The 10,194-nt window shown below is 61.1% G+C and carries 25 protein-coding genes; 24 read left to right on the forward strand and 1 reads right to left on the reverse strand.

Annotation, left to right across the window (positions count from 1 at the left end; translation table 11 throughout):
* Positions 1-20 precede the first annotated feature (20 nt).
* From DEI98_RS18260 to DEI98_RS18560, 6 genes are all read left to right on the forward strand, one after another.
* Positions 21-344 (forward strand): hypothetical protein, encoded by a 324-nt coding sequence (locus DEI98_RS18260; RefSeq protein WP_146243435.1) that lies wholly within the window; start codon positions 21-23, stop codon positions 342-344.
* A complete protein-coding gene (locus DEI98_RS06340) occupies positions 341-1,558 on the forward strand; it encodes a tyrosine-type recombinase/integrase (RefSeq protein WP_181437957.1) in 1,218 nt (405 codons plus the stop codon). The genes DEI98_RS18260 and DEI98_RS06340 overlap by 4 nt, the downstream gene beginning before the upstream one ends.
* A 45-nt stretch (positions 1,559-1,603) precedes the next feature.
* Entirely contained in the window at positions 1,604-1,825 is a 222-nt protein-coding gene (locus DEI98_RS06345; protein ID WP_146243436.1) for a CopG family transcriptional regulator, read from the forward strand.
* Entirely contained in the window at positions 1,822-2,226 is a 405-nt protein-coding gene (locus DEI98_RS18265) for a hypothetical protein (RefSeq protein ID WP_146243437.1), read from the forward strand. The genes DEI98_RS06345 and DEI98_RS18265 overlap by 4 nt, the downstream gene beginning before the upstream one ends.
* 268 nt (positions 2,227-2,494) lie before the next feature.
* On the forward strand, positions 2,495-2,692 hold the full coding sequence (locus DEI98_RS06350; protein WP_111100244.1) for a hypothetical protein: 198 nt from the start codon (positions 2,495-2,497) through the stop codon (positions 2,690-2,692).
* A gap of 65 nt (positions 2,693-2,757) precedes the next feature.
* On the forward strand, positions 2,758-2,925 hold the full coding sequence (locus DEI98_RS18560) for a hypothetical protein (protein ID WP_181437958.1): 168 nt from the start codon (positions 2,758-2,760) through the stop codon (positions 2,923-2,925).
* Between the two features lie 62 nt (positions 2,926-2,987).
* On the opposite strand, the gene DEI98_RS06360 is transcribed toward DEI98_RS18560, so the two are convergent.
* Positions 2,988-3,263, reverse strand: coding sequence for a helix-turn-helix transcriptional regulator (locus tag DEI98_RS06360; RefSeq protein WP_111100246.1), 276 nt, complete (start codon positions 3,261-3,263; stop codon positions 2,988-2,990).
* Between the two features lie 81 nt (positions 3,264-3,344).
* On the opposite strand from DEI98_RS06360, the gene DEI98_RS06365 reads away from it, so the two are divergent.
* The 18 genes from DEI98_RS06365 to DEI98_RS18580 all read left to right on the forward strand — a co-directional run bounded on the left by DEI98_RS06365 (position 3,345) and on the right by DEI98_RS18580 (position 10,124).
* Complete coding sequence (locus tag DEI98_RS06365) at positions 3,345-3,566, forward strand: hypothetical protein (RefSeq protein WP_111100247.1); 222 nt, start codon at positions 3,345-3,347, stop codon at positions 3,564-3,566.
* Positions 3,563-3,775, forward strand: coding sequence for a hypothetical protein (locus DEI98_RS06370; RefSeq protein WP_111100248.1), 213 nt, complete (start codon positions 3,563-3,565; stop codon positions 3,773-3,775). The genes DEI98_RS06365 and DEI98_RS06370 overlap by 4 nt, the downstream gene beginning before the upstream one ends.
* Before the next feature lie 392 nt (positions 3,776-4,167).
* Positions 4,168-4,320 carry a hypothetical protein gene (locus tag DEI98_RS18565; protein ID WP_181437959.1) on the forward strand — a complete coding sequence of 51 codons (153 nt, stop codon included), beginning with the start codon at positions 4,168-4,170 and terminating at the stop codon, positions 4,318-4,320.
* A 375-nt stretch (positions 4,321-4,695) separates the two neighbouring features.
* Positions 4,696-5,025 (forward strand): hypothetical protein, encoded by a 330-nt coding sequence (locus tag DEI98_RS06375; protein ID WP_111100249.1) that lies wholly within the window; start codon positions 4,696-4,698, stop codon positions 5,023-5,025.
* 337 nt (positions 5,026-5,362) lie between these two features.
* Positions 5,363-5,830 (forward strand): hypothetical protein, encoded by a 468-nt coding sequence (locus DEI98_RS06380; RefSeq protein WP_146243438.1) that lies wholly within the window; start codon positions 5,363-5,365, stop codon positions 5,828-5,830.
* A gap of 11 nt (positions 5,831-5,841) precedes the next feature.
* Complete coding sequence (locus DEI98_RS18570; protein ID WP_181437960.1) at positions 5,842-6,009, forward strand: hypothetical protein; 168 nt, start codon at positions 5,842-5,844, stop codon at positions 6,007-6,009.
* The gene (locus DEI98_RS06385; protein ID WP_111100251.1) at positions 6,006-6,314 is read left to right on the forward strand and encodes a hypothetical protein; all 309 of its coding nucleotides are present in this window, start codon (positions 6,006-6,008) and stop codon (positions 6,312-6,314) included. Before DEI98_RS18570 ends, DEI98_RS06385 begins: the two co-directional genes overlap by 4 nt.
* Positions 6,315-6,705: 391 nt before the next feature.
* A complete protein-coding gene (locus tag DEI98_RS18575) occupies positions 6,706-6,861 on the forward strand; it encodes a hypothetical protein (RefSeq protein WP_181437961.1) in 156 nt (51 codons plus the stop codon).
* Positions 6,858-7,127, forward strand: a complete 270-nt coding sequence (locus DEI98_RS06390; RefSeq protein WP_111100252.1) for a hypothetical protein — start codon at positions 6,858-6,860, stop codon at positions 7,125-7,127. The genes DEI98_RS18575 and DEI98_RS06390 overlap by 4 nt, the downstream gene beginning before the upstream one ends.
* Positions 7,124-7,339: a hypothetical protein gene (locus DEI98_RS06395; protein ID WP_111100253.1), complete on the forward strand. Its 216-nt coding sequence runs from the start codon at positions 7,124-7,126 to the stop codon at positions 7,337-7,339. The genes DEI98_RS06390 and DEI98_RS06395 overlap by 4 nt, the downstream gene beginning before the upstream one ends.
* Positions 7,336-7,542, forward strand: coding sequence for a hypothetical protein (locus DEI98_RS06400; RefSeq protein ID WP_111100254.1), 207 nt, complete (start codon positions 7,336-7,338; stop codon positions 7,540-7,542). Before DEI98_RS06395 ends, DEI98_RS06400 begins: the two co-directional genes overlap by 4 nt.
* Positions 7,543-7,677: 135 nt before the next feature.
* Positions 7,678-7,959, forward strand: coding sequence for a hypothetical protein (locus tag DEI98_RS06405; protein ID WP_146243439.1), 282 nt, complete (start codon positions 7,678-7,680; stop codon positions 7,957-7,959).
* A complete protein-coding gene (locus DEI98_RS06410; RefSeq protein ID WP_111100256.1) occupies positions 7,956-8,630 on the forward strand; it encodes a lambda exonuclease family protein in 675 nt (224 codons plus the stop codon). The genes DEI98_RS06405 and DEI98_RS06410 overlap by 4 nt, the downstream gene beginning before the upstream one ends.
* Positions 8,627-8,818, forward strand: a complete 192-nt coding sequence (locus DEI98_RS18270; protein WP_146243440.1) for a hypothetical protein — start codon at positions 8,627-8,629, stop codon at positions 8,816-8,818. The genes DEI98_RS06410 and DEI98_RS18270 overlap by 4 nt, the downstream gene beginning before the upstream one ends.
* Positions 8,815-9,372 carry a hypothetical protein gene (locus DEI98_RS18275; RefSeq protein ID WP_146243441.1) on the forward strand — a complete coding sequence of 186 codons (558 nt, stop codon included), beginning with the start codon at positions 8,815-8,817 and terminating at the stop codon, positions 9,370-9,372. The genes DEI98_RS18270 and DEI98_RS18275 overlap by 4 nt, the downstream gene beginning before the upstream one ends.
* Positions 9,369-9,605 (forward strand): hypothetical protein, encoded by a 237-nt coding sequence (locus DEI98_RS18280; protein WP_146243442.1) that lies wholly within the window; start codon positions 9,369-9,371, stop codon positions 9,603-9,605. Before DEI98_RS18275 ends, DEI98_RS18280 begins: the two co-directional genes overlap by 4 nt.
* Positions 9,589-9,954: a hypothetical protein gene (locus DEI98_RS06420; protein WP_111100258.1), complete on the forward strand. Its 366-nt coding sequence runs from the start codon at positions 9,589-9,591 to the stop codon at positions 9,952-9,954. The genes DEI98_RS18280 and DEI98_RS06420 overlap by 17 nt, the downstream gene beginning before the upstream one ends.
* A complete protein-coding gene (locus tag DEI98_RS18580) occupies positions 9,951-10,124 on the forward strand; it encodes a hypothetical protein (protein WP_181437962.1) in 174 nt (57 codons plus the stop codon). The genes DEI98_RS06420 and DEI98_RS18580 overlap by 4 nt, the downstream gene beginning before the upstream one ends.
* The last annotated feature ends 70 nt before the right edge of the window (positions 10,125-10,194 follow it).

The following is a 10,194-nucleotide window of genomic DNA, read 5'->3' on the forward strand; positions in this document are numbered from 1 at the left end:
CGACGCAATGGAGGCAAGCCATGACTGACCCGGTGAACACGGACGCACTGCGCAAGGCAGGCGAGCGTGCCGACTACTACCAGACAGGCGACGGACCTCTGTGGCGCGCCACCGCCGACGATGTGGACCGGCTGCGGCTGAGTGAGCAGGACGCGAGCAGCGTGCGGTACCGCTACGAGAGCGGCGTGACAGTCGGCGGTGCGCTTGTCCAGGCAACGGAGACCGTTGACAAGCTGCGTTCCCTGATCGAGAACGCGCCACACGACCGTGACGAGTCATGCGGATTCGGTGTTGCCCCGCGAGACATGAGCAACTGCACCTGCTGGAAGTCGACCGCCCGATGACCCGCGGCAAGGGTGAGTCCAGCGTCTACAAGGACGACCGCGGCTACTGGGTGACAGCGATCACGCTCCCCAGCCGTGACGGGAAACGCCGCCGCAAGGTCATCCGACGCACCAGCAAAGCCGAAGTGCTCGCCGAGATGGACCGCTACCGGGCTGAGCTCCGGGAGTACGGCGACCTCAACACGAACGACATGACCGTCAAGCAGTGGTTCGCGTACTGGCTGAAGAACATCGCCATCAAAGACGTGCGCCCGAAAACGTTCGAACGGTACGAGCAGATCAGCCGCATCTGGGTTGTCCCCACCATCGGCACCGTCCGCATGTCGCATCTGAAAGCGGCACACATCCGGCAAGTGACTGAGGCGATGGTCGACGCCGGCGGATCCCCGGACACGGCTGTCACAGCGCACCGCATCATGTCGGTCGCGTTCGAGTGGGCCGTCCGTGAGCAGAAGCTGAACCGGAACCCCGCGAAACTGATGGCCGCACCACGCAAGGGTGTGTCGAAGCTTGAAGTCCTCGACCTGCAGGAAACACTCGACCTGTACGCGCACGTCCGTGAGCAAGGCGGACCACAGTTCGCGCTCTGGGCCACGACACTCCTGTACGGGCTCCGACGTGGTGAAGTCCTCGGCCTGCAAGAAGACCGCGTGACCGACGTGCTCGACATCTCCTGGCAGCTGCAACGCCTCAAGTGGGAGCACGGCTGCGACGGCGAATGCGACTACACGAACGGTGCGTCCTGCCCCGAACGGCACCTCGACGTCCCCAACGACTACGAGTACAAGCCTGTTGGCGGGGGACTGTTCCTCACCCGGCCGAAGTCACGCAACGGGTGGCGCATCATCCCGCTCGTTGACCCGCTGGCTACTGTTCTCCGTGACCACATGGCTGAGTACCCGGCTGGGCAGAACGGGTTCCTGTTCACGACGCGTGGGAAGCCGCTCGACCCGAACAATCACTCCCGTAACTGGCGGACCATGCTCGAGCAGACCGGCATCGAGAAGAACGTTCGCCTGCACGATTTGCGGCATGGGGCGATCGACCTGCTGACGATTGCTGGGCTCCCTGACGACCTGATCGTGCAGATCGCCGGCCACGCATCCCGACTGCAAACCAACGACTACCGACGCAAGCATGATGTGGAACGGATGAGGCTCGGACTGCAAGCGATGTCTGTCCTGTTCGAAGACAAGCGCGCCCTCGGAGCTTGACACCGTATGGTGGCGGTTTGCCACCGTACGGTGTAGAATCGTCACATGGAAACCACACCGCGTCTGACACGGCTGAGTGTCAACATGAACAGCGAAACGGCCGGCGACTTGAAGTTGCTGGCTGAGCGTCGCGGCCTCTCGTTCACCGAAACGGTTCGCCGCATGGTGTCCGTGGCGAAGTTCCTCGACGACGAGATCATGCAGGGCCACGTCATCCAGGTAGTCGACAAGGCCGCCAACCAGGTCCGAGAGCTGGTAATCGCATGACCGCACCCACCCCGGAACAGATGCGTGCGCTGGCCCTGCAGGACAGCCCGGAGGATTCAACGAAGGCGGCGACGATGACTAACGCGGTGAACTTGGATGCGCTGAGAGACACAGCGTGGAATGAATATACAGCCGCAGGCAAGAGCCAAGGCCTTCTGTTCGGCATGGACAAGAGCCCACGGGAAGCTTTCACAGTCGGCTTCAATGCCGCTGCCGCCGAGGTAGGCCGACTGCGAGCCGACCTTGAAGTCACCAATGGCGCGGCTCGCTACCAACGTCAGCGTGCCGAAGGCCTGCACTCTGCGATCGAGAACGCGCCGCATGGGCGCGCTGATTGCGCTTATGCGACCCCCTCTTTTCCAAACGGTTTTTGCATTTGCTGGAAGGCGGAAGCGCTGTGAGCACATGGCAAGCCATGTCCCATGAGTCGTCCGGATTTTGCTTCTGCGGTGAGATCCACGGCACCGGCGACCCACGGACCGGAACACCCGACTGTACCCCTATGCGCGAACCAGTCGTTGCCAACGTCGGCGACACCATCACATGCCCTGGATGCCAGGAACGCGTGACCCTGGACTGGGCTGACGGGTGGCGAAACGACAACGGGTTCACCTGCTGGCCGTACCGCACTACGCACAGCGACCACATCGAGACAATTCGGAGCGACCGATGACCGACAGCACCGAGTCAAACGCGAGCATCCGAGCCCACGTCGCCCGCGCACGTCGCGAACGCGACCTGCGCGCCATGTGGTTCTACGGCACGTGGCTGTTCAACCGCTACTACGGCACCGCGATCGTCGTCAACGTGGTAGTTGCTGCGGCCTGCGTCGTGGCGTCGCTAGTGGTCAAGGCGGACGTGCTGTGACTTCATGGGCAACCGCTCTCGACCGGGCGCTCATGCGCGACCGAGCCAACAGGGACACAGATGACGTGCTCGAGAAGCTTGCTACTGGCTTCGTGGAGTGCACCACTGAGTTCGACTACGCGCCACTACCCGACAATGTGAAGGCATCCCTGCTCGAAGCCGCACACGAGCTCCACAGTTGGATCGAAACACAGGGCGTGTACCGCATCGGCGACAAGGAGATCGTCAGTTGAAGTACCGGAACTAGAAACGCCCCTCACCTGAGTCGGTGAGGGGCGTTTCTGCGTACCCGGGTTTACTCGGTGTCCTCTTCAATCAGAGCCTCCATCCCGCCGTTCGCGTCGATCGCGTCGCGGACGATCCGCTCAGGATCCACGTCCAACGCCCACGCGATCTGGAACAACTGACTCAGCGAAATGTCCCGCTCGTTGTTCTCGATCCGTGCAAGCTGCGTGCGCTGCAGGCCGGTCTTCTCGGCAAGCGCGTCACGTGACAGCCCACGGCGGGTGCGCCAGACACGCACCTCGTTGCCCAGCGCCTTGTTCACGGCGCTCTTAGCGTCTCCTGCCATACGTCAACCGTACAGCAAGAACGATCAAATCAGCGCCATGAGGGTGTTGCTAGACACCATATGGTGCTGTATGGTCATCGTATGGAGTTCAGAGCAGCAGTCGCAACGGTCGTTGACCGCCTCAACCTGGCGATCACCGACAGCACCGTTGCTCCCAGCACCATCGCACACGCCGCCGACATCAGCGTGCCCGACCTCAACGAACGACTCGCAATGCGCGACGAGTTCACAGTGGCCGAGCTCATTGCAGTCGGCGGCGTTTTGCGTGTTCACCCCGCAGATCTGATTGGAGCTGCCGCATGAGCGCAGACACCCCAGAGATTGAGCGCGGCAAACGGGCGTACTCAGTTCAGAGCATGTCCGAAGCGTACGAAGTGAGCGTCTCCTACATCCGCGCAGACATTGCGGACAAGAAGCTGTTCCCCAAGTACCTCGGCCGCAAGCCGCTCATCGGAATCCAGGAGGCGGACCGTTGGTTCGCATCACTCCCTGACGAAAGACCCGGCATCTAACAAGCCGGGAGTTCTACCGCAAACAGTGCGCCATGTGGATGGCGCTGTTTGTTGACCCCAAAATACGCCACGAAGAGCCCCTACTCGACGAGTCGGCTTCGACGCGTGGCGACATCACATATGGCCCCTAAGCCCACCGAGTTAGACGTTCAGGTGGGGCGGGGGATGTGGAAAGTCCGGCCGGTAGATCCCGGCGGCATCAAACACTTCGCCTCGACGGGGTATCACACGAGGGCCATTGGCTCCGGGTACCGAACTGAGGCAGCCCTAGCGAAAGCGAACGCAGCTCAGACTGCGGGCCGTGCGAATCGGCGATAGGGCACTGAGTTCCGGGGCTGACCCGAACCTCCCCGGCACTCTTCAACTATCCAACCCGACGAAGGGCGCAGAACATGAACCACAAGTACCGCGTTTACAACTCGTTGACCGGTCACGAGTACGGCGACGTCGACACCTATGGGACGGCGTGCCCGCTCCGAGACGCTATCGACGCCGGTCGGCACGTCGTAACCATCGACATTTTGGTGGCGGAGCGAGTTTCCTGATGCTCGAAGCTTTCAACCTGAGATGCCGTACCTGTTCGTGGAAGCGGTCAAACATTGTGACTCGTGAGTACGCGGACACGTTGCGCATTCAACACGAGTTCCGGTACGACCAACACGTTGTGGAGGTAGAGAAGTGACGGCACGAATCGTCGCGCACAACGCCAAACGATCGCCACGCTTGCACCCGATGGACGACCGAAAGTTCAACGGGGACCACAGCCGCATCTGGCGAATCGCGGACGGCGTTCCCGGCCAACTCTGGTCCCGCATTGCAGAGGGCAAGCGCCGTGATTGAACACACCCACCTTTTCACCCGCACTACTGGCACATGGACGTGCTGCACGTGCGGGACTGACGCGTTTAAGGGGAAGAGCAATGCCTAACGCCCGCACCACAGACCCGACCACATCGCACGAGGCCGCATCGTCCGCGTGGAACCCGACCATCGTTCAGCAGCACATCCTCGACATCCTCGAGCACGACGCGGAAGTGACCGGCAACAACGCCGGCATGACCGATGACAGCCTGTACACCGCGTACATCGCTGAGTCACGGCAGCACGGATGGGTGATGCCGACACCTCAGTCAGTCAGGTCCAGGAGATCCGAGCTCACACGACGCGGACTAGTCGAGTTCACCGGCATCTACTCCATGACCGACTCCGGCCGTCGTACGCAGCAGTGGCGGAAGGTGGCGCACGCATGACTGCGCCGTTCGCGCCGACCGATCTGCGCACGGATGATCCACGACCCATGCCCTCTCAGGGCGACGCCGAAGATGCTGTACGCGACCTACTGATCGCCCGACTCGAAGGCGACGAACTCAACCGTGCACTCCAAGCGCTCGGCATGGACAGCTACGAGCGAGCGAACAACACCAAATCCCGTGACGCATGGACCCGCTCAACCGTCACCCGTACCTCCCGTAATGATCCGTACTGCCTCCACGGACACCTTCGCACCCGGTACGGCCGGCGGGTGAAGAGCGGGCAGTGGCGGTGTCGAGAGTGCGAGCGAATTGCCAGCGTGAGGAAACGTGCCTCATGAGCCGGTACGGGAACGCCAACTTACGACACGGCCTGATCGACCGCGAGAAAAGCGGCTCGGGGTTCGCGGTGTGCAAATGCGGTGAACGTTCCCCGGCGGTTTTGCAGTCGAGGAACGAACGCAAGATGTGGCAGCAGCATCATCGCGACGCAATCAACCTGGAAATGGCCCGCGACAAACGACGGTCCTACTGGGTGATGAACGAAGCAGGCATCAGCTACCGGCAGCTAGACGTCTGGGTGCGCTCCGGCTACCTGCACCCCACAACCACAACTGGCGAGGCATTCGCCGATCGGGTGTGGCCCGAAGACGAGGCACTTATCGCCATCGAGATGGGTCGCCTAACGCGCGGCGGGTTCACCGTGTCCGCAGCGGCTCGGCTTGCTAGACGCCACGTAATGCAGCCGTCATCGACAGGCGCTTACAAAATCGAACTAGGCATCGACTTGCAGTTCGTCAACTGAGAGAGACATCCATGACCAGAGACGACTTCCCCAACTACGACGTTCTGTTCAACGTCGCTGAGCAGCATTACGACCGGTTCGCTGAGACGTGGGTGGGCGATCTCACTGACGAGTCGCGCCAAGCCTTCCTCGCTGGCTGGTTCAACGGTCGCGCGTCACAGAAGGATGGAACAGCATGACCGCCGATCTCCCGTTCACCATGTCGAAGCACGCCATTGACCGTGCACTCGAGATGGGTGTCACGGGTGAAGAAATTCGCGCCTGCTTCGACCACCCCGCAGACATCACCTGGTCCACGAAATACCGCGCCTGGTGCTACATCCGCGACCGCATCACCCTATCCATCACCGAAGACGGAACAACAGTCATGACAGTGCTCTGGTCCACGGAACATGCATGGCACATCGACTACGCACGCGGCGGCGACATGAACGGTCGCGAACGACGCAGCAGCAAAAACATGCAACATCTGCCAAGGAGATAGAACATGAGCGAATACGAGCCGACCAGCTGCAAGTGGTGCGTCCGCGTCGAGCGCCCGGTGCCGACCACCGACGAGCCGATGCCCGGTCCAGATCGAGCGCGTTTTGCGATCACCCTACGCACCCTCCCCGCACCCGCCGACCCACGAGCAGATCACCCCCGACCAGCAGCGGGACATCGACGACTTGCGGAAGTGGGGGGAGATGGCCGCGAACCTGCCCATCGGGCGACTAGTGCTGCGTGTCCTCGCCCTGATCCAGAACGGAGCCGACCGATGACTCCCCGCAAATACACGCCCGCATGGTTCGTGCAGCAGTCATGCCGGTTCCTCGTCGCACTCGCATTCCTCTGCCTCCTACTCGCACCATCCGCACTCATCGGACCGGTATGACATGCCATTCCTCAACCCCGAACAGTGGTCACGGATCCTGAAAGCCCAATACGCGGCATCGATGCGCGTCACAGGTGAACACGACGACGTGCAGCTCACCGACAGTGAACGTGTCACCTTCCACGACATCGCAGACAGCATTGGAGACATCCGGTGAACGACATTCAGAATGCACGGGACGTACTCGCGAAGTGGCGCAAGTCGGCGCAGGAAGACGTTACGACCATCGATGCCGTGGTGTCAGAGTTCCTTCCCGGCAACGAAGCACTCATCATCGGCACCGCGTGCAACCCCGACCTGCTCGACGCGATCGACACGATGTTTCGCATTTGGGAACAAGCTGCAGGCTGGGGTGCTCGTGAGCTTAATGTAGATTCCATCGCCGCCGCAATCCTTGCCGCCGATAACCGGATGGGCACATGACCGGCACCCGCGAATCGTTCCGCCAGCCGCCCCTCGTTCTCAACGATGGGCGGCTTCTCATCTACGCAGACGGCGAATACCTCGCCTACATGCGTGACAACCAATCGTGGACAACCGGCACCCTCGACGCACGCGACCTCGCAGCGTTGAAAGCGTACCTACCAACCGTGGTTGACAACGTGACCGACGTGTACGAGGGAGCGGCGACATGAACGATGACGAACCCGTCTTTCAATCCGCCGACTACGACTTCGAGCTCTTCGAAGACGGGTCGTGGAAGGCGTGGGATGAAGGCGTCGTCGTAGCCAACGGTGAGTTCCGCCGATGGGAACTCGACGCACTAGCCGCAGACCTCATCCGCCTCGATGGCATCAAAGCAGCCGTCAACGCCAACGACAGATACGGGGACCAGTGATGCCACGCGAAGTCCACTTCTACGAATGCGCCATCTGCGAAGAACAGTACGAATCCTGGTCAATCGCAGCCGACTGTGAATGGCGACACGAAGGCAGCACGGAGGACGCAGCATGACCGGCACCTACTGCACCGGATGGGACCGAACCTCACCCGACGAATGGTGCACACTCCCAAACCGTTGGCAACGCTGGGTCATCATCATGCGATTCAGGAAGGAAATGCGGGGATGGTAGCCAATCGCTCGCCGCGCCACACACGCATCGGCTACCAGGCAAAAGAGTGGGCGGCGTATTGGCAGTACTTGAACGCAATCACCGGCGGATACATCGACCCGGACAAGAAAATGCGCGCTGTTGCCGCGGCCGAAGAGAACATGCGCGGCCACGGCAAGCATGTCGCCAAGGAGGACGCATGACGCTCACAATCCACGATGTAGAGCAAGGAAGTCAGCGGTGGCTCGACCTCAGATGCGGGCTACTTACCGCATCGACTATCGGCAAACTGCTCACACCCACCGGCAAGATCGCAGACAACGACACGGCACGGGGGCTCATGCAGACACTTATCGCTGAACGGATCAGCGGTCACGTCGAATACGTGCACCCATCGTTCGACATGCAACGCGGGACGCTGGATGAGCCATACGCGAGGGAGCTGTACGCCGAGAACTACGCACCCGTCGAGGAAGTCGGATTCGGAACGCTTGACGTAGACGGATACACGCTGGGGGCGTCTCCCGATGGCCTCGTAGGCGACAAGGGCGGCTTGGAAGTCAAGTCACGCGTTCCAAAGGTGCAGCTCCGAACGTTCCTCGAAGACCGTGTTCCGCCGGCCAATCTCGCCCAAGTACACGCTTGCATGTTCGTCTTTGACCGCGAGTGGTGGGACTACTGCTCTTATTCGGGCGGTTGGCCACTTTTCGTGAAGCGCGTCTACCGCGACGAGAAGTGGGATGCGGCAATCGTCGCCGCACTCAACGCATATGAACAGCAAGCAGCCGACATCATCGCCGCCTACACCACAGCAACAGCAGGCCGACCCGTTGCAGAACGGGTTGATCACTTTGCAGATATGGAGCTCTCATGAAGAACGAAAAGGCCACGACGCTGCCGGATCCATTCGGTCACATCGAAATTACCTATCCGTACAACTGGCCTGGATTCAAGGATCCGGTCAGCGTCATGAACAACCGCACGGGTAACGGGAACATTCTCGAGGCTGATTACCTCCGAGCAGTAGCCGCTGTAATCAACGAAAGCGAGCTCAACCAGTGACCATCGACCTCACCGAAAGCATCGCCCCGAAGTCGGACCAATTGGACGCGATCGATCTACTCAGTGGCCCCCGCACGTTCACCATCGAACGTGTCACCGCGAACAACGCCGACCAACCGTTCAACTTCCACCTTCGCGAGTTCCCCCGCGTGTGGCGTCCCGGGAAGTCAATGCGCAGAGTCATTGTCAAGGCTTGGGGACCAAACGCCGCCAACTACGTGGGGAAACGCGTCACGCTGTACTGCGACGAGACGGTGCGGTTCGGCAACGACGTCACTGGTGGCACACGCATCTCCCACATGAGCGGCATCGGTAAGAAGCTCTCGGTTCCACTCATCGTCAAGCGGGGCAAGAGCGCCATGTACACGGTCGAACCCCTGCCCGACATCGCACCTGCCGTCGACTGGCTAACCGAGCTCGCCAACGCAGGAAGCAACGTATCCGCCCTGAACAAGCTCGGACACGCAGCCAAGAACGCAGGTGCAGGGGAAGACGTGCTCGGGCAGATCCGGGCAGCGATGAACGCGGCGAAGGAGCAGGAGGCAAGCGCATGAGCACTCGAGCAGAAGCGATCGCGACTGAACTGCAGTACCACCACACGCAGCCCGGTCTGACATGCACGTGCGGCTACAAGTTCCGACCGGGCGAGTGGATCAGCCTGCACCGAGCGAAGGCGGCTGACATCGCCATCGAGCTGTGGCGGTCCGGTATCGAAATCGATGACCTCCACATCGCAGTAGTCGGTACTCGAAAGCTGGCAGGAGGTTCCGATGCAGTGGACGCTTGACCTGCCCTACGAACGCCCACCACTCAACGCGAACCAACGCCTCCACTGGGCGAAGAAAGCGGGTCTGACCAAACAGGTCAGGGCCGCTTCGTTCTACGCCGCGAAGAGTGCCGGCGTCCTCAAATGCGACAAGGTGCGCGTCACCCTCACATGGTTCGTCCGCACAACGACACGTCGAGATGCCGACAACGTCGTGCCAACGCTTAAGGCGTTGTGCGACGGGCTTGTAGACGCGGACGTTGTGCCCGATGACACGCCGGACCTGATGCAGAAAGTCATGCCCATGATCGTCTACCGACCCGGACAAGCGTCAGGGCTGCAGCTGCTCGTGGAAGAGGTTTACGCATGAGCCGATTCAGCAAGTCGGACGAGGAACTACAGACCATGTGGGTCGCGTCCGTCGAGCGTGCGAACGGATTGGCTCGGCGCATCATCAACGCGCGCGCTGAGCTCCGCAGCGGCGGCAGTCGTGAAGCTGTCATCGCAATCCTCGATGGACGGGAGGGCGACGATGCCTAAACGCGAACACCTCGACGAAGTGATTGAGCGGGTGCAGCTGACAATCGCTAACTCGTCCCTGCATTGCGAG

It is taken from the genome of Curtobacterium sp. MCLR17_034 (assembly GCF_003234485.1).
Classification (GTDB): Bacteria; Actinomycetota; Actinomycetes; order Actinomycetales; family Microbacteriaceae; genus Curtobacterium; species Curtobacterium flaccumfaciens.